This window comes from Streptomyces sp. NBC_00285 (assembly GCF_036174265.1).
Lineage (GTDB): Bacteria > Actinomycetota > Actinomycetes > Streptomycetales > Streptomycetaceae > Streptomyces.
The window spans coordinates 7768477-7794474 of record NZ_CP108055.1 but is presented as its reverse complement, the minus strand read 5'-3'; the positions used below and the strand labels follow the sequence as shown (position 1 = coordinate 7794474).

Annotated in this window: 24 protein-coding genes; 7 read left to right on the top strand and 17 right to left on the bottom strand. The window is 66.6% G+C overall.

From position 1 onward, the window contains the following. Positions 1 to 8 precede the first annotated feature (8 nt). The 4 genes from OHT57_RS36015 to OHT57_RS36000 all read left to right on the top strand — a co-directional run bounded on the left by OHT57_RS36015 (position 9) and on the right by OHT57_RS36000 (position 5095). The gene (locus OHT57_RS36015; RefSeq protein ID WP_328750944.1) at positions 9 to 1748 is read left to right on the top strand and encodes a nucleic acid/nucleotide deaminase domain-containing protein; all 1740 of its coding nucleotides are present in this window, start codon (positions 9 to 11) and stop codon (positions 1746 to 1748) included. Between the two features lie 54 nt (positions 1749 to 1802). Next, complete coding sequence (locus OHT57_RS36010; protein ID WP_328750943.1) at positions 1803 to 2375, top strand: SUKH-4 family immunity protein; 573 nt, start codon at positions 1803 to 1805, stop codon at positions 2373 to 2375. A gap of 77 nt (positions 2376 to 2452) precedes the next feature. Beyond that, positions 2453 to 3229: a nucleic acid/nucleotide deaminase domain-containing protein gene (locus OHT57_RS36005; protein ID WP_328750942.1), complete on the top strand. Its 777-nt coding sequence runs from the start codon at positions 2453 to 2455 to the stop codon at positions 3227 to 3229. 24 nt (positions 3230 to 3253) lie between these two features. After that, positions 3254 to 5095: a hypothetical protein gene (locus OHT57_RS36000; protein WP_328750941.1), complete on the top strand. Its 1842-nt coding sequence runs from the start codon at positions 3254 to 3256 to the stop codon at positions 5093 to 5095. A gap of 99 nt (positions 5096 to 5194) precedes the next feature. On the opposite strand, the gene OHT57_RS35995 is transcribed toward OHT57_RS36000, so the two are convergent. From OHT57_RS35995 to OHT57_RS35970, 6 genes are all read right to left on the bottom strand, one after another. Then, the gene (locus OHT57_RS35995) at positions 5195 to 5845 is read right to left on the bottom strand and encodes a hypothetical protein (RefSeq protein ID WP_328750940.1); all 651 of its coding nucleotides are present in this window, start codon (positions 5843 to 5845) and stop codon (positions 5195 to 5197) included. Between the two features lie 137 nt (positions 5846 to 5982). Beyond that, the gene (locus tag OHT57_RS35990; protein ID WP_328750939.1) at positions 5983 to 7041 is read right to left on the bottom strand and encodes a hypothetical protein; all 1059 of its coding nucleotides are present in this window, start codon (positions 7039 to 7041) and stop codon (positions 5983 to 5985) included. 34 nt (positions 7042 to 7075) lie between these two features. Continuing rightward, the gene (locus OHT57_RS35985) at positions 7076 to 7684 is read right to left on the bottom strand and encodes a hypothetical protein (protein ID WP_328750938.1); all 609 of its coding nucleotides are present in this window, start codon (positions 7682 to 7684) and stop codon (positions 7076 to 7078) included. Positions 7685 to 7761: 77 nt separating this feature from the next. Continuing rightward, positions 7762 to 10020, bottom strand: a complete 2259-nt coding sequence (locus tag OHT57_RS35980) for a hypothetical protein (RefSeq protein ID WP_328750937.1) — start codon at positions 10018 to 10020, stop codon at positions 7762 to 7764. Between the two features lie 82 nt (positions 10021 to 10102). Further along, the gene (locus tag OHT57_RS35975; RefSeq protein WP_328750936.1) at positions 10103 to 10477 is read right to left on the bottom strand and encodes a hypothetical protein; all 375 of its coding nucleotides are present in this window, start codon (positions 10475 to 10477) and stop codon (positions 10103 to 10105) included. 319 nt (positions 10478 to 10796) lie between these two features. Continuing rightward, positions 10797 to 11570 (bottom strand): hypothetical protein, encoded by a 774-nt coding sequence (locus tag OHT57_RS35970; RefSeq protein WP_328750935.1) that lies wholly within the window; start codon positions 11568 to 11570, stop codon positions 10797 to 10799. 388 nt (positions 11571 to 11958) lie between these two features. On the opposite strand from OHT57_RS35970, the gene OHT57_RS35965 reads away from it, so the two are divergent. Next, positions 11959 to 12471, top strand: coding sequence for a hypothetical protein (locus OHT57_RS35965; protein WP_328750934.1), 513 nt, complete (start codon positions 11959 to 11961; stop codon positions 12469 to 12471). A 308-nt stretch (positions 12472 to 12779) separates the two neighbouring features. Here the strand turns inward: OHT57_RS35965 and OHT57_RS35960 are convergent, their stop codons facing one another. The 11 genes from OHT57_RS35960 to eccB form a co-directional block, all read right to left on the bottom strand. Continuing rightward, positions 12780 to 13418 carry a hypothetical protein gene (locus tag OHT57_RS35960; RefSeq protein WP_328750933.1) on the bottom strand — a complete coding sequence of 213 codons (639 nt, stop codon included), beginning with the start codon at positions 13416 to 13418 and terminating at the stop codon, positions 12780 to 12782. Next, positions 13415 to 14098 (bottom strand): hypothetical protein, encoded by a 684-nt coding sequence (locus OHT57_RS35955; RefSeq protein ID WP_328750932.1) that lies wholly within the window; start codon positions 14096 to 14098, stop codon positions 13415 to 13417. Before OHT57_RS35955 ends, OHT57_RS35960 begins: the two co-directional genes overlap by 4 nt. Then, a complete protein-coding gene (locus tag OHT57_RS35950; RefSeq protein ID WP_328750931.1) occupies positions 14095 to 15381 on the bottom strand; it encodes a WXG100 family type VII secretion target in 1287 nt (428 codons plus the stop codon). Before OHT57_RS35950 ends, OHT57_RS35955 begins: the two co-directional genes overlap by 4 nt. Further along, a complete protein-coding gene (locus tag OHT57_RS35945) occupies positions 15381 to 15707 on the bottom strand; it encodes a DUF6317 family protein (RefSeq protein ID WP_328750930.1) in 327 nt (108 codons plus the stop codon). Before OHT57_RS35945 ends, OHT57_RS35950 begins: the two co-directional genes overlap by 1 nt. 578 nt (positions 15708 to 16285) lie before the next feature. Further along, positions 16286 to 17614, bottom strand: coding sequence for a S8 family serine peptidase (locus OHT57_RS35940; RefSeq protein ID WP_328750929.1), 1329 nt, complete (start codon positions 17612 to 17614; stop codon positions 16286 to 16288). Between the two features lie 94 nt (positions 17615 to 17708). Then, the gene (locus OHT57_RS35935) at positions 17709 to 19121 is read right to left on the bottom strand and encodes a WXG100 family type VII secretion target (protein ID WP_328750928.1); all 1413 of its coding nucleotides are present in this window, start codon (positions 19119 to 19121) and stop codon (positions 17709 to 17711) included. A gap of 39 nt (positions 19122 to 19160) precedes the next feature. Further along, a complete protein-coding gene (locus OHT57_RS35930; RefSeq protein ID WP_328750927.1) occupies positions 19161 to 19475 on the bottom strand; it encodes a WXG100 family type VII secretion target in 315 nt (104 codons plus the stop codon). 5 nt (positions 19476 to 19480) lie between these two features. Next, positions 19481 to 20779 carry a type VII secretion-associated serine protease mycosin gene (gene mycP / locus OHT57_RS35925; RefSeq protein ID WP_328750926.1) on the bottom strand — a complete coding sequence of 433 codons (1299 nt, stop codon included), beginning with the start codon at positions 20777 to 20779 and terminating at the stop codon, positions 19481 to 19483. 178 nt (positions 20780 to 20957) lie between these two features. Continuing rightward, positions 20958 to 21251 (bottom strand): WXG100 family type VII secretion target, encoded by a 294-nt coding sequence (locus tag OHT57_RS35920; protein ID WP_328750925.1) that lies wholly within the window; start codon positions 21249 to 21251, stop codon positions 20958 to 20960. Between the two features lie 67 nt (positions 21252 to 21318). Continuing rightward, positions 21319 to 21639: a WXG100 family type VII secretion target gene (locus OHT57_RS35915; RefSeq protein ID WP_031049986.1), complete on the bottom strand. Its 321-nt coding sequence runs from the start codon at positions 21637 to 21639 to the stop codon at positions 21319 to 21321. 301 nt (positions 21640 to 21940) lie between these two features. Then, a complete protein-coding gene (gene eccB / locus OHT57_RS35910) occupies positions 21941 to 23512 on the bottom strand; it encodes a type VII secretion protein EccB (protein WP_328750924.1) in 1572 nt (523 codons plus the stop codon). A gap of 195 nt (positions 23513 to 23707) precedes the next feature. On the opposite strand from eccB, the gene eccE reads away from it, so the two are divergent. After that, entirely contained in the window at positions 23708 to 25033 is a 1326-nt protein-coding gene (eccE, locus tag OHT57_RS35905) for a type VII secretion protein EccE (RefSeq protein WP_328750923.1), read from the top strand. After that, on the top strand, positions 25033 to 25860 hold the full coding sequence (locus tag OHT57_RS35900; RefSeq protein WP_328750922.1) for a hypothetical protein: 828 nt from the start codon (positions 25033 to 25035) through the stop codon (positions 25858 to 25860). Before eccE ends, OHT57_RS35900 begins: the two co-directional genes overlap by 1 nt. Positions 25861 to 25998 lie beyond the last annotated feature (138 nt).

The window sequence follows — 25998 nt, the reverse complement described above, 5'->3', positions numbered from 1 at the left end:
GGGGCCCTGTGGGTGTAGTTCTGCCGAGCGAGCTTGATGCGGCCCTGGATCTGATAGGCATCAGCTGGCCCAACGTCGACGAGGACGACTACCGCGACATGGCCCAGGCCATGCGGGAGTTCGCGGACGACGTCGACGACGGAGCCGCCGACGCCCATGCGGCGATCTCCGATCTGCTCGGAACCAACGAGGGCCTGGCGGTCCAGGCGCTCGAGAAGCACTGGAGCATGGTCAAGGGCACCCATCTGACCAACCTCGCCGAAGCGGGAAGGATGGCGGCCACCGCGCTGGACGGCGTGGCCGTACTGATCGAGGGCGCCAAGCTGGCCGCCATCGTGCAACTGGGCATCCTGGCGGCCGAGATCGTGGCGGCGATCGCCGCGGCCCCCCTCACCCTTGGCCTGTCGACCCTGGGCGGCGTGGCGGGCACACAGGTCACCCGGATCGCGGTGAAGCGCATCTTCGAGGAGGTGTGCGAAGAGGTCGTCTCGCGGGTGATGGACATCGCGATGGGCCCGGTCTACCAGGCGCTCGGCAACATGGCCGGCGACCTCGTGGTCCAGATCGGCGGCAATGCCCTGGGCACCCAGCACGGTGTCGACCTGGGCCAGACCGCGAAGGCGGGCCAGGACGGCCTCGGCGACGGCGTCGACGCCGTCAAGTCGGGCGGGATGCAGCTGGCCAGCGCGGGCGGAAGCTCGGGCGGAAGCTCGGGCGGGTCGATGCAACTGGCCGGCGCGGACGGCGGCGGGTCCAGCAGTTCGGGCGGCGGTGGCGGCAGCCAGTTCAGCATGGACCTGGAGTCCTACGACCGGGCCGGCACCCAGCTCAAGGGCGCGGGCGGCAAGATCCGCGACGGGGCGGGCGGCAAGCTCTCGCGCGCCAAGTCCACGCACGGCCGCACCAAGGGCAAGGACGCGATCGCCGACGCAGCCAACGCCATGCTGGACCAGGTCATGGACGGCATCGAGAAGGGCGTCAAGCGCTCCGCCGCGCACCTCGACGAGAACATGACCGGCGGCCTGAACAAGATGGCCAAGCGTCACAAGGACAACGACGACGAGACCGCCCTGTCTCTGCGGCAGCTCGAGAAGGGTTCCGACGGCAAGACGCCCATGTATCTCATGGGCGACGACGGAACGCTCAAGCGGCTCAAGCCGGACGGCGGGACCGACAAGCTGACCCAGGAGGACCGGGACCGCATCGGTCTCCGGCTCGACGGCGACAACGCCGGACGACCGCTGCCGGGCGAAGCGAACCTCAAGCTCCAGGGCAAGGAGAGGCCGCGCCCGCTCAGCAATTCGGACCGCGTGGAACTCGGGAGCACGCCCCTGTCCCAGGCTGTTCAGCTGGCTCGCCACTCGGACAAGAGCTACGGCAATCACAAGCAGGTGAACGGGCAGGACAAGTTCGAGAGCAACAACTACGCCGCCGCCCGCTTCAACAGCAACAAGCAGGACGACGGCAACTTCGTCATGGTCGCCCGGAGTTCGGGATTCCGTCACTCCGAGCGCATGATCGGATTCCCGGTCCTGCGGGACGGTGCCGGCGGCCGTATGACCGAGCTGTACACGGAAAGAGCTCCCTGTTCGTCCGCGCCGAACTGCAGCGCGTGGATGAAGGAAAGACTCTCGCATGTCGATGTCACGCACAGCATCGACTACGGAAACACAAAGGAGTCCAGGGCCGACGGAAATGCAGAAATGATGAATTACCTGGACCGCCTCAAGGGGAACCGTCACAAATAACGCACGTGCTAGCATCGTGCGTTCCGATCATTCGCAAGGCAGGCAGGTCACGAGATGACACCCCCCATCGACCGGGAAACCCTGGAGTCCGAGTTCGGCCCGGAAGAGCTCATCACGTTTTCCCCGGCGGTGGTGGCGAACATCAGGCATGAGCCGAGTGCGCGCTTTCTGCGCGATGTCGGAATTCCGGCCCGGCCGAATCCCTGGTTCGACCTCGTGGACGGATCCGAGGAACAGACGAGGACGCTCGGCGACAGCTACGACGACCTCCGCGAGCGCTGGACGAACCTGCCCGAGGGCGCCGAGAGCTGGCTGCTCCTCGGCATGGTCCCCTACGACGACATCGTCCTGGACGGGATCACCGGGATCGTCCACTGCCTTCCCGGTGACGAGCCGGACGGCTATCCGCTGAACAAGGACCTCAACGCATTCGCCCACTTTCTCTATCTGCTGGAGAAGGAGCGCCCGAACTACGACTTCGAGTCGGAACTGGAAACGCTTGATCCGGAGGCGGCGGCGGGCCGCCTGACGGAACAGATGCGGGAAATCGATCCGGCCGCCCTGGCAGTGCCCCATTCGCGCTGGCACGATATTTTGGAGTATGTCGCCGATCCAGCGGCGAGGTAGTCCACCCGCCGACGTTATTGGCGGCGTGTGATATTTTTCCGACACGGCAAGGGTTCTTCTCAGGGGGTCTGGCAGCGATGAACGACAGTGGTGTTCGGCGTTTCGGAGAGATCGCCGTCCCCCTGACGGCCGGGCCGTACTTCGCTACGGCCGAGTCCGACCCCGTACCACTGCGGGAGTTCGCGGAGTCCGTCGGCCGCACGGTCGTGCGGGACGAGTGCGGGCAGTGGACACGGTTCGGTTCGGACCGGGGTTTCGAGCTCTGCGCCGACACCGAGGGCGTCGTACGCGCCGTACTCCTGGACTGGGCCGAGGAGTCGAGGTTCGTGAACTCGACGCAGGAGCGGTTCGCCCAGTCGCTCGCCCTGCTCGACCAAGCCCTCACCGCGATCCTCGGCACCGACGTGCCGCAGGAGGCCGCCGCGGCGTACGCGGAACTGGAGCAGCGGCTGCGGACCCTCGACCCACAGGCGTTCGAGGGGCGCGAGCACTGGTGGCCCCTCGTTCTCGACGACCTCCGGGACACCGCGAGCGCGGAGTGGTTCACCGCCTTCGAGATCGTGAACGACCGGGGCGAGAAGCAGATCATCACGCAGGCCGGCGACATCGGTGTCCACCCGGAGGAACGACTGTGGGCCCGGCTGCGGGCCGCGGGCGTCGAGCCGGAGCAAGTACTGGGGATCCACACCGAGTTGGAAGCCTGTTTCATGCCGGGGCACTACTGCTCGTTGTGGCTCGGGCAGGTCTTCCCCCAGGTGCGGTTGACCCACAACTTCCCGTACGGCGAGACGGCGGCGTCCCGCGCCGAGGGCATCCGGCAACTGCGCGAGGCAGCCGCCCAGCAGCCGCAGTAGGGCGATGAGGGGATTCAGCACACCATGACCGTCGGTACCGTCACACCGGACATCGCCTCCTGGCCACCGCTGGACGACGACAAGCAGGCTCTGGGGCGGCAGTTGCTCGACTGGGCGGCCGACGGCAGCGGGGCCGCGCCTCGACTGTGTCTGGTACGAGGCGCCGAAGGCAGCGGCAAGAGCCGTCTGCTCGCGTGGTTGCTGGCCGGAACCGTCGGCCGGCCGGGGATCACCGTCCACGCCACCGTCCCGTCCGAGGGGCTGACAAGCGAGAGCTTCGCCTGGGAGTTGGGGCGCCAGCTCGGTTACGGCCCCCTCTCCCCGGCCCGTCTTCTCGACCAAGTGGCCCTGGACGAACGTCCGTTGCTGCTCCTCGTGCCCGATCTGCACCGGGCCGGAGCTGGCCCCGTGGACCTGCCGGCGGCGGCACCGCAGACCCTGGTCGCCGACCTGCTGGAACCGCTGCTGTCAATGCCCCATCTGCGCGCGGCTGTTGAGGTCGGGACGTCGCAGCTGCTGGGTGCCGGCGACGTCGACGGCGGGGCGCCAGCACTGTCGAACGCGGGCGCCTTCGAAGTCGTCGACCTGGGTGACGGCGACGGCACCGCGGTGTCGCGTGAGGGCGAGGTCTCGTACCCGGACCTTCTCTCCGCGGTCCCGCGCACCGCCGACGGCCGCCCGGACTGGTCACAGGCTCCCGACCAGGTGCGCCGCCACATCCTCGACGCTGCGTTGCGTGCCGACGACGAAGGAGCCGCCGTACGAGGCCTGTTGGCCGACCCCGGTTTCCTGGTGCACGGCTCGGCCGCCGCGCTCACCGCCACCCTTGCCGACGAACGCATCCCCCTGCCCGGGCGGCTCCGCGAGGTGTGGAGGCGGGCCGCGCCCGAACTGACGGCGTATCACACCGACAGCGCGGAGCGGGCCGCCCTGCTGCACGCCGCCGCCGTGGGCACGGACCCGCTCTTGACCGAGTTCCTTCAGCCGCTCGCCGAACGTCACTGGTGGACCGCGGTGTGGGCCCGGCCTGACCTCCCGGCCGCCGCGCTGGCCCTGGTACCGGGCGAGGAGCGGCGGTTGCTGGTGGCCGACCCGACGGGACGGCTGCGGACGTACGACGTGGACAGCGGTGCGCCGTCCGGCTCGACCGGTACCGCGCCGACGGCGGGGCCCGGTTCTCCGACGTCCTTCGTGCGACCGGCCTCCGTACGACCGCGTTCCGTCGCCCCTCGCGACGCGGGTGCGATGCTGCTGCTCGACCGGTCCGACGCGCTGCTGCCCCTGGTCCCGGAGGACGACCTGACCTCCGCGATCGTGCTCGGGCACATCGCCGAGCACCACGGATCGGCCGCCCTCACCAGGGAGGACTCCCAGGTCACCGCACTCGGCGGCGGCACCTCGCGAAGGCCGTACGCTGTCGTCGGCGACCGGGGCGGCACAGTTCACGTGTGGTCGTCGAGCGAGTACCAGGACACCCCGCGCTCCTGGCGTGTGCACGAGCAGCCGGTCACGGCCGTCGCCTGCGTGGACGCCGACGGGCTGACCCTCACCTTCAGTGCGGGAGCGGACGGCTCGGTGCGGCTGTGGGAGGTCTCGGCCGAACCGATGGCCGAGCCGATGCAGCAGCGCGCCTGCCGGACCACCGCGCTGGCCGCGGCGGACACCTCCGTCGGCCCGGTGCTCGCCGTGGCGTGGAGCGACGGCGAACTGCATCTGTGGCACGTGTTCTCGGGCAGGGTGCGCGTGCTGCCGTGGCTGCACGGCTGCGCCGCCCTCGCGGTGACCCCCGAGGGTCTGCTGGTCGCCGGGAACGCCGAGGGGCTGTACGCCGTACGGCTGCGGCTGGACGTGCTCTGGGAGCAGTGAGGCGGCTGCCGGCCGGCCGAAGGGGTTGCCCGTCCCGGTGACGACCCCCGTCGGTTCCCGGCCGGGCCCCCCGTACTTCGGTCCGAACCCGTGCCGGGCTCAGCCGCCCGAAGCGCTCGGGGAGGACGAACCGGAAGCCGCCGAGGCCGTACGGCTGCTCGATGGGGTTGGCGAAAGGCTCGGGAGGCTCGACCCGGAGCTGTCCGTGGAGTGAATCGCGGCGCACTTGAACACGTCGCCGCCGACATAGCGCGCGGCGATGGTAGCGGCGGAGGCGAACGTATCCCGCTGCCCGCTGTCGAGGGTCCGGCTCGGCGGCATGTTCGCCACCTCGACTTCGAGCAGTTCGTGCTTGCTCACGGTCCGGCCCTCCCAGGCGCAGGGGATGGCGACGAAGGCACGGTTCTTCTCCACATACCCGACAGCCGAGTCGACCTTGAACGACTTGACGGTGGAGGCGTTGGGCGACCGGTACCTGTCGAGGTCGTCGAGGTCGTCCGAATGCCAGAGATAGTCGATCCGGACGGAGTCCTCTTTCCCGTAGAGCTCGCACCTCCCGGCAGCCGTCCACTTCGTGGGAGAGAACTTGCTGGTCTTCTCCGAGACGACGCCGCTGTCACCGACCAGCGTTGCGAAGGCCTGCCCCTTGAGGTGGCCGTCGCACACCGAGGTGCTGCGGGCGTCCACGCTGTCACCCTCCTTGCCGCTGCACCCGGCTGAGATCAGCACCACCAGGGTGACAGCGGCCAACGCCCTCAGACTCTGCCGAGGTCCGCGGGCAGCGCCCGGTTCACGAGGATTCTGCACTGTCGAAATCACCGCCCGCGTCCAGAAGAGTTGCGCCGCCGCCAAGGCCCTTGCGGCATCAATGTCCCCAACACCGGTGTTCAGGAGCCAAGAGCCGCCGGTGCACCACACCCGTGGCGAACCGCCGACCGCTGCGCGAAGTGCACCAGATCCGCTCGCTCCTTTTCGGTGAGCGGGTCCGAGGTGAACTTCCGGTCGCTGCCCTCGACCGGCGAAGCATGGTAATACCCGATGCCCAGGGCGCCCTGGCACGTAACCGACGTCCAGGCCGCGGAGCTGTCGACTCCGGAAGGCGTTTCGTGGCCGCCGTACCTACCGTTGACGACCGCTTCGGACGCGTCGCTGAAGGGGCCGTACGCGGCGACGAGGCGCAGGCTCCCGACGAGGACACACTCTTCTACCGGCGACTTCGCGGCGGCCGTCTCTCGCACCGTCGGCGCGGAGGCCATCCCCTCGCACGTCCCCGTGGCGGCATCGGCCGACACTGTCCGGGCGGTGGTGGCGGGAGCGGTCAGCTTGCCCGGGTCTCCTGGCTCCGTCTCGCAACCGGTCTTGTCCGCCGCTCGCTGTGCCGTCCCCGTGGCGGCCCGGGCCAGCTTGAGGCGCACGGACTCGGTTGCCTCGACGTCGTACGGCGAATCCGCCGTCACGAGGATGCCGCTGCCCTCCTTCGACGACCAGTTCTTGCAGTTGAGGAGCACCGATGCGGTCGCCTCCTCGTTCTTGGTGACCATGAGCCCCTGCCACCCTCCGTCCAGAGGTACGGGGGAGGTCTTCTCGTCGTCCTGATAGGCGCCGTACGCGTTCTGGGCGCCGGCCGTGGTTTCGATGGCGATCTCGATGCCGTCAACCTTGCATCTCGTCGCCAGACCGGCCGGTTCGCTCACGTCACCCGACACGTCGAACTGCCAACTGGAGACGTCGAAGCCCAGGCCGAGCAGGGAGAGCTTCGACTTCCCCGCAAGGTCGAGCACCGAGTCGACCGGGAGCATCCCGCCGCACGCCCGTGCCGTCTTGGCTGCCGGGTACTGGAGCTGGAATCCGTAGTATCCGGCCCCCAGGACGGCCAGCGTCAGCGCGGAACCGATCAGCCGACGTCTTCCGTCCCTTCTGAGCTCCGCACGGGGATACCACTTCACGGGGCACTCAGCTCAGATCCGTCTCGGTCCACGGTCACGAGTCGAAGGAGGGTGACTGATCGACCGCGGTGAGAGGCTTCAGGCACCCCGCATCGAGGCCAGAGTGATTGGCCAGGCGAGAAGCGATGGCCGCGACGGTGAGGCGCTGGCTGTCCGTGTTGCCGTCGGAAGCACCAGGAGACTCAACGGAGACGCTGAGGTGCGCAGTCACACCGCCGTCCAGCTTGCAGGGGATGTAGAGAGCCGCGCTCGAGTCACCGGACAGAGCCGCGGCCTTTTGTCCACTGGGGGCCGTCACGCTCAGTGGCTTCGTCTCGCCGGGCAGACGGTCCCGTTCCTTGAGGTCGGCCTCCCAGGCCTCGGCGTCGGCGGTGGTGAGGCGGACCCGCGCGTCGAGCTGTGTCGTGCCGTCGCCGTCGATCGTGCAGTCCAACCGGTACGCCTCGCCCACCCCGGACTCGGTGAACTCCGTGGAGTTGACCCGACGGCCGGTGAACGTGCTCTGTTCGATGAAGCCCATGTCGACGGCGGAGAGAATGCCACCGCAGTCAGCCGAGACTCCCGTACCTCGGAACGGGATGAAACGGTCACCGATGACTGTTCCCGCGGCCAGGCAGAGCACCGCCAGCAAGCCGACGGCCAAGCGTTTACGAAGGGCAGAACTCGTGCTCACGTGGACCTCGGGTGTGGGGTGAGTAGGGTCGGTCACGGGCTGGCCTCTCAACTTCCCAGGCCGGAAGTATCGGCATCCAGATCACTGGCGAAGTCGTCCAGGTTGTCCTTGGCGTTTCCGTGGCCGCTGTTGAGTCCCTTGCTCACCGCGGTGTCCACCTGTTCCTGGCTCAGCCCGGTCTCGGCCCGCTCGTTCGCGAGCATCGCGGCATCGCTGGTGACCGCCATGAAGGACCTCTTGCGATCCTCGACCTCTCCACCCGTGCTGTAGACGACCTCGCCCAGCGAATCCCTGGAGGCACCGGAAACCATCGAGTCGATCACCTGACCACTGACCCACTCGGCTGCGGCACCGGCCACGGCCCCGCCTGCCGGAGAAGCAATGGTGGCCGTCCCTGCACCGATACCGATACCGACACCGGTCTTCGCCCAGTCCCCCGCCGCCTCGATGCGACTGTTGAACACCGCGTCGTCCGCGACCTTTTCGTGGATGACCGCATCCTTGCGGGCGGTGCCGATGATGCCCTCGACCTCCGCCGAGTTCGTGCTGATCTTCTCGATCTTCTCGGTCGCCGAGATGTCGTAGGCCCCCGGATGCTCAAGGTGATACTGCATCAGCGAGCTGGTGTACTGCGTCTGACCGTAGTTGATCGCCGCGTATCCGTCCGGATCCTGGCCGACCGTGTACAGGAATCGCGTGACGTCACGTTCACTCTTGTCGCTGATGGTCGCCGGTGCGCTGTCGCCTTCGGGGTAGAGCTTGTCCAAGCCCTTCTCATCGTTGGCCAGGGCGCGATTGATGTCGGGCATGTACTCGGCGGACATGCGGCCCAGGCTGTCGTTCATGCCCTTGTGGGCGAGATCGGGATGCTGGGACACATCCGAGATGATCCTTGAGGTGAGTTCTGCCTGATCGGTGGTGTGCTTGGGAAGCGGGTTGGGGATCGAGGTGTCGTACGCGTGCCCGGTCGTAGCGGATTCCAGGGCGTGACCGAGGTTGTTGTAGCCGTTCGGGTTCTTGTCGTCGCCCGTGTAGCCGGCGCCCTCGGGCCAGTGCCGGTCCTTCATCATGTAGTCGTAGTGATCGACCTTCTCGCCATCGACCGTGGTGTCCGAGCCGAAGAATTCGGTGGATGCCTCCGGGTTGTGCCCCAGCGCGTCCATGTACCCCGTCATCGGGTCGAGCGCCCCGATGTTGGTCGTGCCCAGCGTCCGCGGATACCCCCAGTAGGCGTCCGGGTTCTGCCCGGCGTTGGCGCCGTTCTTCTCCGCGGTGATCAGCGCGTCGCCGTAGTCCTGGAGGAAGTCCTTGTCCCACTTGCCCTCGCTCATCAGGCTGCTGGTGAGCTGGTAGCCGCTGAGGCCGTACGGCGACTCGGTGGGGTTGGCGTTGAAGTCCCGCTGGCCCGCCTTGAGGAGGTCGTTCTGGAACTTGGTGATGTCCGGGTCGGGACCGCCCTTGCGCTGGTCGTCCGACGTCGTCGCCGTACCGATGGTGGTGCCCAAGTTCGCCTTGAGCTGCTTGAGTTGGGCCAGCTGCTCCTTGGAGAGGGTGGTGCCGGCCGGCGGACTCATGAGCTCGTTGTACTTGCTCAGCATGTTCTCGCCGCCGGTCTTGACCGCGAACTCCCGTGAGAACTCGGGGTCGTTCTTGTTGGCGGAGAGCAGCAGGTTGAGCTTGGTGATCTCGGCGTCGCTGAGACGGCCCTTCTTGTTCATCAGCGCGGACGCCTGGTCGGCCTCGACGGAGTCGAGGGTGGTGTAGACGCTGGTGTTGAAGGACTGACTGTCGCCGTTGGCGTCACGCTCAAGAGCCGAACTGGCGGCCTCATCTGCGGCGGTGGCCAGTTCGAGGACCCGCGTGAGCCGGGAGACGAGCGAGTCCAGCTTCTTCTTGCGTTCCTCGGCGAGGCCGGGCGACGCGGACGCGGTCGGGCTGTCCTGCCGCGGGTCGACGTCCTCGATGCGCCCGTCGTCGTAGACCTTGTAGTGGTCGGTGCGGGCCTCGTCGAGCAGGGCGTGCAACTGCTTCTGGGAGGCGGTGAACTCGCCGTGCGCGTCCAGCAGCAGCTTGGCGATGCGCTCCGCCTCGGTCGCGGCGTTCTCGTACTCCGTGCGGGCCTTGCCCATGGTCACGAAGGCGGCTTGGGCCGCGTCGCCGTCCCAGTGGCCCTTGAGGTGGTTGACGACCCGCTGCTCGAACTCCCTTTGCAGCGCGTCGTACTTGGCCGGCAGCGCCTTCCAGGACGCGGCGGCGTCGGCCAGCGGGGCGAGGTCGGCCTTGTCGAGGTAGGGGATGGACACCATGTGCGACAGCTCCTAGTGAGGGGGTTCCGGTCCGGCTCGATGGGCTGACCGGACAGCGCGAAGGCCGCCCGGACGGCCACGGTCACCCGAAGGGCGTGCTGATCGAGTGCTGCCGGGCCTGCTCCTCCTGTTCGGTACTGGTGTAGTGACCGGAGGTGGTGTGGAGCTTGTCGCTGATGTCCTGGAGCAGACGCTTGAGATTGATGACCTGGGAGCCCCAACGGACGTCCATGGTCACCAGGGAGCCGGCCGTGGCCCATGACCCGCCCTCCGCCATGCCACCGGCGGTGTGCTTGTTCAGGCCGCGTGAGGCGCTCAGGCAGTCGTCGTCGGCACCGTTGTCGGCGTTCTCGGTGTCACCGCGCAGCTCGACGAGGGCGTTGGCGGCCTCGTCGAGGCGCTGGGTGTCGACGTTGGTCCCGCCGCCACCGCCCCCTCCGCCGCCGTCCGCGGGCACGGAGTTCAGCCGCGTCTGAGGTGTTCCACCGTGCTTTGGTGCATCAAAGGGAGTACTCATCCCTTGTCCCATCCCCGTTGTGAAAAGTGGTGGGCATGCCGCTCGCTCCCCGGCCCACGGTTCCCGTCTCATCCGTACGGCGTGGGGTGCCCAGTTCGGCCGAGCCGCGCGCTGGGCGCCGCGGGCGAGGACATGCCAATCCAGTAGGCCGAAGATACCGGATCTTCCTTTGCGTGGACCACCGTTCACCGTAGCGTCAGACACGAACACGATCGGCTCGACGTGCACCTGCCCGCCGAGCCGTCTCACTCACCGCAGATCAGACTTTGGGTGCCGCCACGACAGCCCCGGTCGGCGCCTTCGCGCCCACCGATGTGCCGAAGCCGGAGTCCGTGAGGTCCTGCATGTCGTCACGGGTGCTGTCCTGCTTGATGAAGTACGGCTTGCCCGTGGTCGCCACGTACCACGTGACGGAATCCCCCTTGCCCGCCAGGACGAGCGGGACCACCTGCTGGCCGCCCACCGTGGTGGCCTTGCCCTTGGTCGCCTTGGAGTCGGCGCCGAGCGTGTCGGGAGCGGTGAACTGCTCCTGGTGGCACCAGCTGGCAAGCTTCGCCATCAGCGCGTTGGCCGGGGTCCCGTGGGCCCACTTCTTGTCGGAGAGCGCGTTCTTGCCGAGCGCCGAGTTCATTCCCTTGGCGAACGCCGCGTCAGGCTTGGCCCAGATGTCGTTGCCCTTGCGGACGATCTCGAAGGACCCCTTCTCCGAGAGGTCGACGGTGCCGACACATTCCGTCGCGGAGAGCCGCAGATCGCTCTTGGTGCCCTCGCGCTCCATTTTCTCGTGGAAGGATCCCGCCTCGGCATTGGTCTTCATCGCCGTGTTGTAGATCTCCTTCACGGAGAGCTTTTCGATTCCGTTCGCCTTGGCGGCGGGACTGGCATTCGCGGCCTTGGAGGGCGTTGAGCCGGCTGCGGAGTCTGCGGAGTCTGCGGAGCCACTGTCACTGTTGCAGGCCGTGAGTGACACGAGCGCAGCGGCACAAGCGAGCACGGTGACGGCATGCCGGGTGGACAGAGCTGACGTCTTCATAAGTAACCCCGTGAGTATGTGATTTCGGGCGGGCTTGCACGATCATTTAAACAACGATCGCCCAGCACTCCAACTTGGGTCCATATCGGCGAAGTTATCGCCTGAAAACCTCCGGGGCACCACGACACCACTTCTCAACGCCGTTACGGCCGTCGCAGCTTAGCGGAACTCGCGAGGGACCCACGTTGGCACATCACGTGCCCGTCGACCACGCTCGTGTATTCACGAACAGCGGCCGATTCTACTCGCCAGAATCAGCCTGCTCGACACAAGAATCAGCGAAAGGCAGACGCAAGTTCGAAACAGGCAACGAATCGCAGCGACATCCCCACTCGCCGACCATCAATGCTTCACACCACCCGCACTCGAATCCTCGTAGGTTGCTTGCGTGGGAATCTTCGACAAGTTGACCGGTACCCAGCGCCCCTCCGACGGTTCAGTACCGGCCTCGGCCAAGGACGTCCGGACGACCCTCCTCGGCCTCAACCGACCCGACCTCCCCTACTTCATCCGCGACGGCGCCCCCGAAGACGCCGACCTCGTCGCGGAATGGCGACTGGCGGAACCGACCTGGCAGGCCTTCTTTCTCCAGTCCCAACTGTCTCGGGCCGTACGCATCCGTATGCGCCTGGACCACGAGGAGTACGAGGTACGCACCTTGCAGGAAGGGTGGGAGGTCGACCGCATCGGCAATCCTCCGACGCTCAAGGTCTCGTCGCGGTACACGCGCGGACCAAGCAGGACCATCTCCACCCGCCGACGGGCTCGATTAGGAGACGGTGACGGCCTCGAAGCAACGGAGACCTTCCGCTTCGACAGCGCAGAATTGGTCAACCCCCTGCGGGACACCGTCCTCAAGTCCGGCTGGACCTGGCGCGGAGTGGTCTTCGGCGGGTTGTGAGGACGAGCCGTCCCACTCCTCACGCTGACGAGGACAGTTCACCCCTCCCCCAGACGGCCTGTCTCCACGGTCGGGAAAAACCACCCCGTCCGGTGACGCGTCGACCGATGGGACGGCACATGCCGTCCACACCAGGAACACTCAGCGTGGATGCCGAAGAACCGATCGGGCCGGCGACAAAGCTGGACGACTGCACTTCCGGCGTCATGTCGGGTGCTGTGTCCGGCGGTCTCGTAACCGGCGCTCACTCAACTGTGACTACGTCGAACCCCTGCCGCGGTGATGACTGAGCTCGACACACCGCATGCCTATGTTCCAAAGACGCGGAGACGGAAGGTGACACGCCATGAAATCCAGGCTCGCCGTGCCTGCCTTTTCCGTTCGGTCCCCGCATCATTCCGCTTATCCGCGAACAGCTTCCACGCGTTCGGCTGCATGAACAGCAGCTCACCGGATCCCGGCACTATGGCCGCACCGCCGAACGGGTCGTCACCAGCGAACCACACGCCGCCCGAAATCCCTTCAGGCCATTCTGGACGCCTCAGAGGATTTTTCGCACGCATCGTGGCTTCATTGCCCTGATCCGCAAATCGGAGGAACAGCAACTCGCCGTCCCGGTTCACCTTGGTGACCGGCCCTCTAAATTCGAGGGGGTAGGTGCGGAAAACTCGGGAGCACTTCAGGATCCAGAGCACACGGCTCCACAGGGAGATCACCGTGAAAGCGAATCCGAAGCACCCTACGATTCCCAGCAAGAAAAGGGAACCGATCTTCGAGAAAAACACGAAGAGCCAAACGGCCAGGAAGATGGGTCCTAGCCGGGCAAAGCGCTTCAGGGCGAAAACGTAGTGATGTCTCAATGCCCCCCGGAAGTCAGTTCCATCGGTTGGGTAAGGAGGCTGCGCCGACTGCGGCTCAACCCCACCATCGCCTTTTCTCATCTTCATCCGAAGGGACTTCCTTCTTCCATGCCAGAGCTACGATTCGCCTCGGCCGGTACGGCGGGATCAGTGAACGTCACTGTGCGGGCGACACCCAGCAACACTCCGCGGTAGTCGTCAGCGAGCTCCACCGCCGAGGTCACCAACTGCACAGTGATCACCGATGACGAACGCACGTCGGGGATAGCCACGGTCCCTTGCCAGACAGTTCCCTCCTGAGGCTCCTCCTGCCCCACGGGCGGAGCGACTGGCGCCACAGTGCGCCGCTCCGTCTCGATCAGGAACCCCGAACCGATCGGAAGCCTCACTGGCACGACGCCGTCGCCAGGTACCGTTCCGGCGTTTGCCAGCATCCGCGTCAGCGCGGCTTTGGGATTCGCTTCCGGGGTCGAGAGCGTGGAGACCGTGAGGACGGACAGCGAGGGATTTCCGTTGCCATCGGGGTGCATTCCGATGGCACATCCCTGGACCTGATGCTTCTGAAGCATCGCCACGACGACCGTGTACAGGCGGAACACCTGCGCGGCGCGGTCACGGGCTTCACCGGGAAGCTCATTCACCTGGCGCGACACCTGCTGAAGCCCTTCGGCCGTCGGCTGGAGATCCAACCTGACGTAACCGTGCGGGAGGACGTACCAGAAGTCCGGCTTCGGCTCAGGTGGCGCGATGTCCAGAAAGCCGTTCACAGCCGAACCCCTGTCACCAAGTCACCCAGGTCACGCACAATGTCCGTAACCCCACCCTTGAGACCGGTCGATGCGGCCCCCATCTTCGTCACCTCAGCGGCGTCGTGTCCCGGTCCGCCCTTCGGAAGCACTCCGGCCGACTCCAACGACGATGCTAGGTTTCCCGCGACGTTGACGCCCTGGATCGAGTAGGCGAGCTTTCCAACGTTGGGATCGGTCGCCGCCTCAAGAGCCTTGAAATTGAAGGCGGGCACGATTTCACTCCCGAACTTGCTGAACTTCGCTCCCAGTGACACGGCCTCACCGCCTTCCCGGGCTGCCGCCGCAACGAGTCCTACTTCGCCTCCAGCCTTGGCGAGAGCCCCGACTCCGGGCACCATTCCAAGGGCATCACCGGCGAGGGAGGCGCCCGCGAACAAGCCTTCCTTCCACCCGTACTGGCCGGTCAACGCATCCCTGAAATCTTCACTCGCGAGGTTCTTGGTCATGGACAAGGCACTCGCCCCTACGGCGATCGCCAGAAAGATCGGAGCGGCAGGCGTCGGCAGGAGCGCCAGGAGACCAGCGATCGCCCCGATGGTTCCGGCGTGCTCCAGGATCTGCTCCCCGACCCACGCGAGGGCATCGCCGATCGCTTGCACCGTCTTGCTGAGCCAACCGGGCTCCTTCGGCGCCAACTTGTCGTCGGCCTCGTCCAGCTTGCCCGCGATGAAATCCGCCCGCTGGGTGTGCTCGTCCTCCAGCGTGCGCGCCTTCTTGATGACGTCGTCGTACGCGGTGGTGGTGTTGTTGAGCTGGGTGGTTGCCTCGTTCAGCGCGCCCTCGGCGGCACGCAGGCGCGCCGTCGCGGCATCGGCCTCCGCCTGGCTGGGGTACTCCTTCCCTGCCAGTTTGAGGTCGGGGGCCCGACCTGCCTCGTCATGATGCTGTTGAGCCTTGACGACCTCGGACTTCTTCTCCCGGGCCGCGTCGTCGTACTTCTTCGCCAGATCGCGGTGCGATGCCAGGTCGCCGTCCCAGGTGCCCAACCAGCCGGCGGCCTTCCCGAGGGACCGCCCTGCGTTCCCCATGTACTCCTTGAGATCACCGTCGAGGGAGTCCCGGAAGGCACTCGCCGCATCGCCCTGCCAGGTGGAGCTGGCCGCGAGCAGCCGCTCGATCTGGCGATGGCAGTTGTCCAGGGTCTCCGCCGCTGACTTCACCTTCTGGTGCAGCGCCGAAACCTCGTCCGGCACACCAGGAACCGGATTCCAACCGAGGTTCGGATAAGGGTTGGCGGCCATCAGCGTGTTCCCCCAGCGTTCGCAGCCGCCGTATCACCCATCTGCTGGAGGGCCTTCGACAGCTCCTCCTCGAACTTCTTGTAACTCAGCATGGTTGTCTCCACGCCTTCGCCAACCGTCTTGATCAGTTCCTTCAACTGCTCAGTCCCGTGCTCCCACTTGCCTTGGAAGGTGTCGCAGGCCTCGTCCAGCCTCGCTGTCCCGATCTGATCGGCGCGGACATGAGCAAGCGCCTTACGCGCTCCTTCCAATTCCTCGACGGATCGCTTCAATGTGTCACCGAACGACTTCAGATGGTCGAGGTCGACCTTGAATTCCCCGCTCAACTAGAACCCCTTCTTCGCCGCAACAAAGCGGTGCGCGCCAAATGGAAGCAAGGGGCAGGACGGCCACCCCCGCGACGCCGACGAAGGGCAGCCTATCCTTGAGTTTTGGAGATTTCGTGATGCCCGAATCGCCGCATGCGGCATACCAACCGGGCGAAGGCAGCTGAGAGCGTGTGCTCATCTCCGCTCCCTCATCGCCGTACGCCTGTTCGGCGGGTGATTCCCTCAGTTGGGGCCGCAGTCGCCGCGGGCGGATCTGTCAGAGAGGGCTCGGCGCCCCCTCACGAGACCAGGCAGAGCAGGCCACTGGGCTTGTCGACCGCCCGGCCTGGAGAGGAGAAGGTGCATGCCACCACAAAGGCTGTCCCTCGGACAACTGCCGCCAGGAGGGGCGAAGATAACCTCCTGCCCGGCAATGGCACGCGATCGCAAGCGGTTGGTATTCCCTGCACCAGCGAACGCGTGCCTTCGAGCCTCAGGGACCTGACCCAAGACAGCAACGTGGGTACATGGACGACTGCTCGTCCCTGCACCCACGCAACCTGCATAGAGAGATCCGCCCCGAACCAAACCTGCAGTTACTGCTGCGGCGGCCACTGGCCGTGAGGCGGAGTGGACTGCTGCTGATACGGGTTTTGCTGCGGCGCCACTTGCTGCTGATACGGGTTCTGGTGTGGCGGAGCGGACTGCTGGCCGTACTGCGGGTAGCCTGCTGGGCCTCCGGAGCCACCGCTGTTGTTCTTGTTGCGCCGGGACTTCTTAACGATCAGAAGAACGATGAGTCCGACCACCACCAGGGCGACAACACCGAGAACGACGAAGAAGAGCATTTGCTTCTGGTCGGCCTTTTTCTGCGCGGCAGTGTCGTCGGCGCCGGGTGAGCCGGCGGTTGCGGCAGTGGACGGGCTCTCAGACCCTGCCTCTGGAGCCTTGAGCGGTCCGTACTTCGAGCCTGCAGGGATATCCTCTGTCAGCGCTGCAAGCGGACGGATACTTCCGTAACCGTACTTCTCATCAGGAAGGGAGAGTCCCTTCGCAGACGAGGGGAGGGTTGCCGTCTTGACGAGGCGATTGGCGATCTGCCCAGCTGTAAGATCAGGAAATTTCGACCGTAGCAAAGCTGCGGCAGCCGACACGAAAGCAGCAGCGTCTGAGGTTCCGTCTCCAATACTGAGCTTATTTCCAGGCCAACCTGCATGCACAATGCGAGTAGCCGGCGCAGTCAAGAGAACTTCGGGTCCGTAATCGGAACCCGTCCAGATTTCCCCATCTCGATCCACCCCGCCAACCGTCAGAACACCAGGGTACTTCTTCGGGTAATCAACGACATCGCCTCTTCCCGAGTTTCCCGACGCAGTAACGACAAGAACATCTTTCTTGAGAGCATAGGCAACGGCGTCGCGATCTTCAGACGATTCCCGAGTGGTGGAAACTGACATATTGATGACCGAAGCTCCGTGATCAACGGCATAGCGGATCTCATCCGCGTACCCGACGCCACCGTCCCGAATGGGAAGAATCTTGGCTTCAGGAGCAAGCCCCATCACGCCGTCCTCAGCTCCCGCACCATGCCCATGAGCAGCGATTACGGAAGCCATGGCCGTACCATGTTCAGGGCTACTGTCAGTGGCCTCAGGGCTGGAATCGTCGTCACCGTCTTGAAAATCGTGCCCCTTGAGGACATTGCCTTTCAGATCCACATGCGTGGCATTGACGCCGCTATCAATTACGGCAACCGTGACGCCCTTCCCCTTGGAGATTTTCCAGACGGCCTGGGCCTGCAGAGTGTCCAGCGCCCACTGGTCGCGTCTGGTCTGGTCGGCAGAAGCAGCAGGAGCCACTACCAGAATCAGCCCGCCAGTAAGTGCCGCAGCGCTCAGTGCACGCACTGTTCGCGTGAAGGCCATGCCGTCATCCCTCTCCCAGTACCGAACGTGGGCGTGGCTTGGAAGCCACGCCCACGCATCCTGTCATGTGCCGCTGAGGTCTGAGCGCTGACGACTACTCGATGACCTTGGGCGCCGCATTCGTCTGCGGGGTCCAGGTCTCTTCGTCCTCGACCAGGTAGTCGGGACGCTCGCCCTCATGCTGCTCGTCTTCCTTGCGACGGCCGGTTCGCGAACCTGGGGCGCCTGCAATGCCGCCCTTACGGACAGCGCTGGCTCCCTTTCCTGCGGCACCGCGGCTGCTGTGCAGGCCCGAGCCACCGGAGGTGCCCCTGCCCGCGCCCGCACCGGACTTGGACGTCCCACCGACTACACCACCACGAGCCGTGCCTCCGACGCGTCCGGCTGCGCCCTTGGCGGCACCCGCGCCACCTACGCCGCCAGCACCCGCGCGGCCTGCCATACCGCCGGCACCGGCACCGGCACCGGCACCGGCACGACCGATCATGCCGCCACGAGCGGCCCCAGCTCCAGCTGCTGCGCCGCCAGCCGCACTGCCGATGAAGCCTCCTCCGGCACCGACTGAACCGCCGCCGGCAGAACCACCACTGACTGTGCCTCCACCACCGACTACCGGCGCCCCTGTGCGACCACCTGAGACGCCGTCAATCGCCGTGCCAACCTGCGGCTGCGAGACAGTCGGCTGGTGTGCCCCGCCTGTGATGCCTGATGGAGGCGTTACGGCCTTGGAGGAGCTGATCGTATTGACCTGGCCACTGCGTGCAGTGGCCGACGTAACGCGCTGCGGGCTTCGCGTCGCGCTCTCCGCGGGCACAATCACCGGAGCCGGAGCAACGCCACCGGGGTCGCCGGGGTAGTCGTCAGTGTTCTCCTTGCTGGTCTTCCACGACCCCATCTCCGCAGCCCGGCTGTTATAAGCCGCCCCCAACGCCTCCATCTTCACAGCCATCCGCAGCTGCGCCTCGCGCCCCTCGGACAGGCTGCCCGAGTTGCCGTCGAGGGCCGACTGGGAGCTGGCGCCGCTTTTGAGGGCGTTGTTCGCGCCCGTGTCGTCGCGGTCGCCCATGTTGCCGATGTAGTCGAGGGCGCTGGAGACCTTGCCCGGCTTCTCCATCGCCATGACCTGCGGCTTGATGTCTTCGAGGACCACGGCGGCGCCCTTGAGGGCCTGCGAGGTGTGGGTCGCGTACTTGGAGCTGTCGGTGAGCTTCTTGCTGATCACCTGTGCCCGCGCCCGGAACAGGTCGGCGCTCTGTCCTTCCCAGTGGGCGAGGACGTGCTCGACGGCGGCGTCGAGGCTCTCCTTGATCCCACCGCTTCCGACGAGGCTCTTGCTGAGGCCATCCCAGGCCCCCGCGACCCTGTGCACGGTGGCCGGGTCGGCGTCTCGGACCATGTCCTTCATCTGGTCCATGTCGAAACCGAGCCCGAACTGCGTGGTGTGCTTCTCAGACACGCACTGATTGACTTCGACATAATCGAAGTCGTCGATGTCCTTGCCGCCCATGTCTACAGCCCCCTCATATCCACGTAGCCGGACATCCCGTTACTTCCTGTTGAACGCCGCATAATTCTCCGCCTCAGCGTCGCTGAACGCGTCATGCGTCCTCTTCGTCTTCTTGCCGAAGTCGTCCAGCACGTCTTCCAGGTGCGCGACGATCTCGTAGAGACGTTCCTTCATCGATTCGTGTGCGTCGTACAGTGCTTTGGCCTCGCCGAAGCCCGTCCCCAACGCGCCCTGCGGCAGGTACGTGTTGCCCATGCAGCTCGACTTGGACGTCGTCATGTCCTTGATGACGCCGTTGAGCTTGGTGATCGTGCCTTCGATCTCGCTCAGATCGACCTTGTACTGCTCAGCCATGATGCTCAGCTCCCCGTTGACTCCACGTTGTTACCCACACCCTGCTTGCGTCGCCAGTCACTCAGAACCCGTCCGCCTCCGAACAACAGAAGCACGAGGGCGAATCCGGCCGCCAGTACGTACAGCGCGTACCGTTCCGTGCGTTGTTGCTCTGACTCGCCCAGGACCAGCGTCGCTGCCTGGACGTCTGCGGAGTGGCCCGCGGGGCCGGCGCTGTTGACGGTCGGGCCGCCGGCGGAGGGTTCGGTCGTGTCGTCGTTGACCGCGGACGCCGGGTCGATGACGCCCCAGCCCACGAAGTCGTCGCGGCCCGACGTCGTCCGGTCCGCCGTCTGCTCGATCTGGGTGGTGACCTGCTTGTAGTTCCACTCCGGGTGCTTGGCGCGGATCAGGGCCGCTACACCCGAGACGTACGGGGCCGCGAAACTCGTGCCCTGGTCGACGCAGTTGCCGCCCACCGGGACCGTCGAGACCATGTCGATGCCCGGTGCCGCGACGCCCACGAACGGGCCCGACTGGGAAAAGGGGGCACGGGCGTTGTTGCGGTCGGAAGCCGCGACCGCCAGCACGCCCGGGTACGCCGCCGGGTACGTCTTTTTGATCTTGCCGTCCGCACCGTCGTTGCCGGCCGCCGCGACGATCAGGGCGTCCTTCTGTTCCTGGGCGTACTTGATGACCGCCCGGAACGCCGCGTCCACCGCCGGGTCCATCTTCGAAGCGGTGTCCTGCGAGATGTTGATGACCTTGGCTCCGGCGTCGGCCGCGTACTTGATGGCCTGAATCATCGTGCCGACATTGCCGCTGCCCTGGTCGTCGTTCTGCCGGATCGGGATGATCGTCGCTTCCGGAGCGAGGCCGATGAAGCCGGTGCCGTCGAGCTTCCGGGCCGCGATGATGCCCGCCACCTTGGTGCCGTGGCCCACCTTGTCGATCTTGCCGTTGCCGCCGGAGTGCAGGAAGTCCTTGCCGTTGGCTACGGCGCCGCCCTTGAGCTGCGCGTTGACGGTGTCGACACCGGTGTCGATGACGGCGACCTTGACGCCCTTGCCCTTGGTGCTCTGCCACAGCTGGTCGAGGACGATGCGCTGCAGCGACCAGGGTGTTCCCTTGATGATGTCGGACGGGAACGAGCAGCTGGTGTCGTCGACCTGGAAGCGCACGTCGTCGTCGGCCAGGACGGTCCGTACCCGGTCCCCGGCGGCTGCCGGTGCGGCGCCCGCGAAAGGCAGCCCACAGGTAAGTACCGCCAGGACGGCGGTGCCTGCGGCGCTCCGCCGTGCGGCGCGCGATGCCCCGGATCCCACTTGTTACGTCCTCCCGTTTTGTTTCTGTACGGGGCGCGTGGACCAGCTGTGAGCCGGTGACCGGTTATGGGCCGATCACCGTCTACGAGCGGGAAGTTCCGCAAAAGTCCACACGCCCCGTGAACCGCCGATGGGGGCGAGCGCGCTGTCGCGCACCCGCCCCCATCAAGCGATCACGTCAGCCGCCCCAGATCTGGGCGTTCTTCGACTCGGTCGCCTGGTAGTTCTGGGCGGCGCTGTCGAGGGCCTTGGCGATGGCTTCCAGCGTCTGCTGCATGGAGGCGGCGCGCTGGTCCCACTCGGCCTGCTTGGCGCGGTAGGACTCCTGCGCCGTGCCTTCCCAGCTGGCGGAGATGCGCTTGACGCCGCTCTCCAGCTCGTCCAGCTGCGTACGGACCTTGCCCGCGGTGCTGCGGACGTCCTGCGCGGCCTGGGAGATCGTGGCGAAATTTACAAGAATCTGCCCGGACATCTCTTCTGTGTCTCCTCAGATGTGTGGATGGTCGGTCACGGACGTGCGCCGCGGCGCACAGGTCCGATCATCCGAAGGGGGACGAGGCCGCGATGTTCTGGATGGACGCACGCTGCTCCTCTTCCGAAGCGGCGTAGGACTTGGTGCTCTGGTCGATCGCTTCCTTGATGTCGTTCAAGATCTGGTTGATCTTGTTCGCATCCTGGTTCACCTGCGACTGCAGGTTGTTGTATGCGGTGGCCGCCGAGCCCTTCCAGCCGCCCGTGATCGTGTCGATCACGGTCTGCAGGCGGGAGATTTCGCCCTGGATCGAGGAGTTGACCGAGGAGATCTTGCCGCTGAACGCGACCATCTCCTCCTCGGTCATGGTGAACTGCTGTCCAGCCATGTTGTGTCCCCCATGAGACGTAGGAGTTCTGAGTAGACCCTCACTCGGAACGCCGACACCGAATGGTGGCAGACGTATCCAGTCCGGTCTGCTTCCACTCTAGTCGCATCGACTGACAGAGCGAACATCTGTTGGGGCATGTAGCAGGATCGCGATCAACTCAACTCACCTTTTTCACAAGTGTGTTGATTGAGTGCGAGTTGGTTGAGTGCGAAAGGATTGGGTGCGGCTGCCCGCCCGGACCGTGCAAGAAGAACGGTCCGGGATTCGGTGTGCCTACGGCCCGCGGGATCCAGCGGGCCTACGACCCCTGCGCCTGCTCGGCGTTGCCGCTGCTCAGTTCCGGCCCCGCGGCCAGCAGATCAGCCCACGCCGCCGGCACCGCGACCGGCTTGATCTTGCCGTAACCGAGCCTGACCTGAGCGGTGTTGGTCTGCTGCTGGGTGTTGTTGTCGACCTTCTCGCCGCCGGTGACCTGACTGTCGTTCGTCGCGGGGACCGAGTAGCGCAGCCCTGTGTCGGTCACCAGGAAGGTGCTGCCGCCACCGGCGTCGGCCCCGGTGAGACGCTTGAACAGCAGGCCGCTGCCGGGTGAGACGTAGGTGCTCGAACCGCTCTGGGAGACGTCCTTCGGATAGTCCTGGCCGGTCCAGACGGTCATCTGGTCCTTACCGGTGCGCAGGTCGTCCTTGCCGCCGTGCCAGATGCTGCACGAGACGTTGTCCCCGCCCTTCTCCTGCGTGTTGGCCACGGTCACCGGCTCCTCGGGCCAGTTCTTCGACGACATCCACTGGCCGGGCGACGGCCGGACGTCGTTGAACCTGACCTGGATCGCTTTCGGCTTCTGGGAGCCGTACGCGCCGTCCACCCAGGTGCTGCGCAGCCACATCTGCGCCGTGAAGTCCGACACGGCCTGGACCTTGTCCTTCAGCACGATGTACTGCTGCTTCTTGCCGCCGATGGAACCATCGGCCTCGAGGATCAGGCCCACCCTGGAGTAGTTGGGATCCAGGCCCTCGACCTGGGCTTCCGATCCCACGTCCCCACCCAGGTCGGGGAAGTCGAGGTCACCCGCGACCTGCAGCGTCTTGATGAAGTCCGCGCTGACCTTCTGCGGCGTCGCGGCACCGAACACCGCGCGTTCCAGCGTCTGCATCGACTCCTCCCCCTGGAGCCTCCAGGCCACACCGCCCAGCAGGTAGGCCTGCCCGTCCCCGGTGACCATGTACCGCGGACCGTTGGTGTCGCCGGACGCGGCGGGGCCCTCGACGTACAGGGCCTCCCGCTGGTTCAGCTCCTTCTTCCCCTTGTGCATCAGGTCGTTGTAGTCGCCCTGGTCCAGCACGTAGGTGGCCCGCACCGGCTGCCCGTCCGAGCCCGGCGCCTCGCACAGCGCCCACACCTTGGCCTTCTCGGCGTCCGAGGCCGACGGCAGCCGATCCGGCGCGAACGGAATGCCCACGGTCGCGCCCATCGGGTACTTGCTGTTGTCGAGCACAGATTCCTTGATCTTCAGGACCTGCGGGCTCTCGCCGTTCAGCAGCAGCTTGGCGGAGGCCAGGTTGAGGACCGGGTGCAGGCTGAGCTTGTCCTCGCCCTTGGTCTTCACCAGCACATAGCGCGTCGTCGACTCGCTGCCGACCAGAATGTTCTTGCCCTGGTTGTCCCAGCCTTTCGGCGCGGTCGGACTGAGCATTCCCCATGCCCCGAATCCGATGAGTACCAGCGCCGCCACACCGAGACTCGGCAGGACTGTCTTCAGGGGGCGCGGAGCGGCCTCTTCCGAACCGTGCGGAGACGGCTGAAGAAAGGCCGCCACCGTGCGCCTGCGCGCGAAGGAGTAAGCGTTCAGCTCATCCCTACGTGTCGCCATCGATGGGTCAACTCCCCGTTTTTTCGCTTTGCTGCCGAATGCGGAACTCCCCAGGGCCGCCCGGTACTCCGTGGCGTTTGCTCCTGCAGGGGCCTCTACTATGCCGTGTGACGATCGCACCGTACGGTACGGGGTACGGTGATCCGCCGCCAGCTCAAGTCGCGGCCAGACAATGCAAAGGGGTTGTACCGGGGGATGAGCACTGCGACCAGGTCCCGGCGCCGAAATGGCGGCCGTCGTACCCAGGAGAACGAGGGGACGGGGCCGGAACCGGCACAGCCGTCCACGCCCCCGAGTCCGGCCTCGCCGTCGCTCGCCCGGCGCCCCGGCAGCATCGGGCCCATCCGGGTCCAGCAGCTGGTCGGCTTCGAACTGGCCGCCGCGGTCCTGCTGATCGGCTGGCTGCTGCGCCCCATCGGTCTCACCGTCGGCATCGTGCTGGCCGTACCGCTGGTCCTGGCCGGGCTGCTGCGCCGGCGCGGCCGTCCGCTGCCCGACTGGTTCAGCACCGCCCGTGCCCTGAGGGACCGCCGCAAGCGCAACGCCGAACCGGTGCCCCCCGGCACCGACCCCGGCTTCGCCCCCGCCGTCGAGTGCGACCCGGCGCTGCGCACCTACAGCTTCCAGGACCGTGAGCAGCGCGAGGTCGGCATGCTCGGCGACGGAACCTTCCTCACCGCGCTGGTGCAGGTGCAGGCCGCCGACACTCCCCTGCGTCCGACCCACGGCCACGGCGACATCCCCCTCGACCTGCTCCAGGGTCTGCTCGAGGTGGACGACATCCGGCTCGCCTCCGTCCAGGTCGTCCAGCACACCCAGCCCGCCCCCGCCCCGCATCTGCCTCCGCAGGCCATGGCGGTCCGCTCCTACGGGCCGCTCCAGGCGCAGAGCATGACGCCCGGGCTGCGCATCACCTGGGTCGCGCTCAAGTTCGACCCGGAGCTGTGTCCCGAGGCCGTGGAAGCCCGCGGCGGAGGTATGCAGGGGGCCCGGCGGGCACTGCTGCGCGTCGCCGACCAGCTGGCCAGCCGTCTCATGGGCGCCGGCCTGCAGGCCAAGGTGCTGAGCGAGTCGGACATCTGCGGCGCCATCGCCACCTCCAGCTGTGTCAACCCGATGGCCACCACCGGCGGTGCCGCCCTCGACGGCAGCCGCTCGGGTCGTCGTACGGCCGAGAGCACCCGCACCTGGCGCTGCGACGACCGGCTGCACACCACGTACTGGATCTCCCGTTGGCCGCAGTTCGGCGGCGCCGGTCCGGCCTTCCCTCGGCTGGTCGGGGCGCTGACCTCCGCGCCCACGCTCGCCAGCACCTTCTCGCTCACCATCAGCAGGCAGCGGGGCAAGGTCCTGGCGCTGTCCGGACACGTACGTCTGACCGGCCGCGGTGAGAACGAACTGGGCGAGGCGGCCGAGCACTTGGAGCGGGCGGCGGCCGCGTTCAAGGTGGGTCTCCTACGGCTCGACCGTGAGCAGCTGCCCGGAGTCATGGCCACCCTGCCGCTGGGAGGTACCCGCTGATGTCCGCTCCCACCGTTCGTCCCTCCGGCCGTTCCGGCTTCGGATCCGCCACACCGGGCTTCCCCGGACAGCGTCCCGGGCATCTGCCCCGTTCGCCGGAGCCCGGCCGGATCGGTCCCGAGCGGCGCCTGCGGGAGGCCTTCGGTCTGCTCGGCCCCCGGCGGGACCGCCACCTCGTCGACGCCGACGTACTGGCGCAGCTGACCCTGCCCGTCGGCGACGACGGACTGATCCTCGGCATAGACCCCGACAACCAGCCCGCGGTGCTGGGCCTGTGCCGCCCCACCAGGCTGGACATGGTGCTGGTCGGCGGCACCTGGCTGGCCCAGGTGATCGCCCTGCGGGCGGCGGCAATCGGCGCGCGCGTGGCCGTGGAGACGGCCCGTCCGCAGCTGTGGGCGCCGATGGCGCAGGCGGCCGGCGGTGGCCAGCAGTGCGTGACGGTCCACCATGTGGGGCGGATCGCGCCGCAGGGCCCGTCCCCGGCCAGCCCGGTGCTCATCATCCGCGACCTCGGCATCCGTCCGCCGCGCAGCCGTCTCACCACGGCGCCCTGGCAGTCGGTGCTGACCCTGCTCCCCTACCTCGGCCCCACCGCGCCCCGCCTGTTGGCCAACGCGGACGTCGTCGGAATCCAGCGGATCTCCCCGCAGGAGTCCGAAGTGGTCGGCAAGTCCATGCGGTTGCCCCACGGCGACGCCGCGTCCCTGTCGTCCCTCTCCGACAACGTCGCCCTGTGGTGCACGCAGAAGAGCCGGCAGTACGTGATGACCCAGCCGACCGACGCGGAGACCGGTCTCCTCGGGGCGCCTCGCCGGATGGACTGATCCGGCGGCGGGTGACGCCGTCATGGTCAAGGTGCCGATCCCTCACGCGAGTTCGTAACCGAACCGTTGCGCCGTGTGAGGGTGCCGAGGCCAAGTAGGGTTCTCCTGCACGAGGTTCGCTCATGAGAAAGGGCCCGC